1 rRNA gene is annotated in these 1,145 nt (G+C 52.7%); it reads left to right on the top strand.

What is annotated here, in order from left to right:
- Nucleotides 1-1,085 (top strand): 16S ribosomal RNA (locus Q4519_RS21590); the annotation flags it as partial.
- Nucleotides 1,086-1,145: the final 60 nt, after the last annotated feature.

Genomic DNA, 1,145 nt, shown 5'->3' with positions numbered 1-1,145 from the left:
CGTGTTAATAGCACGTTGCTGTGACGTTAGCGACAGAAGAAGCACCGGCTAACTCCGTGCCAGCAGCCGCGGTAATACGGAGGGTGCGAGCGTTAATCGGAATTACTGGGCGTAAAGCGCGTGTAGGTGGCTTGTTAAGCCAGATGTGAAAGCCCCGGGCTCAACCTGGGAACTGCATTTGGAACTGGCAGGCTAGAGTTTTGTAGAGGGTGGTAGAATTTCAGGTGTAGCGGTGAAATGCGTAGAGATCTGAAGGAATACCGGTGGCGAAGGCGACCACCTGGCCAATAACTGACACTGAGACGCGAAGGCGTGGGTAGCAAACGGGATTAGATACCCCGGTAGTCCACGCAGTAAACGATGTCTATTAGGAGTTTGTGGCTATATGCCGTGGGCTCCAAAGCTAACGCATTAAATAGACCGCCTGGGGAGTACGGCCGCAAGGTTAAAACTCAAATGAATTGACGGGGGCCCGCACAAGCGGTGGAGCATGTGGTTTAATTCGATGCAACGCGAAGAACCTTACCTACTCTTGACATCCACGGAATTTAGCAGAGATGCTTTAGTGCCTTCGGGAACCGTGAGACAGGTGCTGCATGGCTGTCGTCAGCTCGTGTTGTGAAATGTTGGGTTAAGTCCCGCAACGAGCGCAACCCCTATCCTTAGTTGCCAGCACGTAATGGTGGGAACTCTAGGGAGACTGCCGGTGATAAACCGGAGGAAGGTGGGGACGACGTCAAGTCATCATGGCCCTTACGAGTAGGGCTACACACGTGCTACAATGGCGGATACAAAGGGCAGCTAACTTGCGAGAGTGTGCGAATCCCAAAAAGTCCGTCGTAGTCCGGATTGGAGTCTGCAACTCGACTCCATGAAGTCGGAATCGCTAGTAATCGTGGATCAGAATGCCGCGGTGAATACGTTCCCGGGCCTTGTACACACCGCCCGTCACACCATGGGAGTGGGCTGCAAAAGAAGTAGGTAGTTTAACCTTCGGGAGGACGCTTACCACTTTGTGGTTCATGACTGGGGTGAAGTCGTAACAAGGTAGCCCTAGGGGAACCTGGGGCTGGATCACCTCCTTACCAAAAGCGACGTTGTCTTGTTGACGAGAGTCAATGAGTGTTCACACAGATTGTATGATT

The organism is Motilimonas sp. 1_MG-2023 (genome assembly GCF_030547455.1).
In the GTDB taxonomy this organism is placed as follows: domain Bacteria; phylum Pseudomonadota; class Gammaproteobacteria; order Enterobacterales; family CBDFNC01; genus Motilimonas.
The sequence above is the reverse complement of the archived record's forward strand: the minus strand, read 5'-3'. Positions and strand labels throughout refer to the sequence as shown.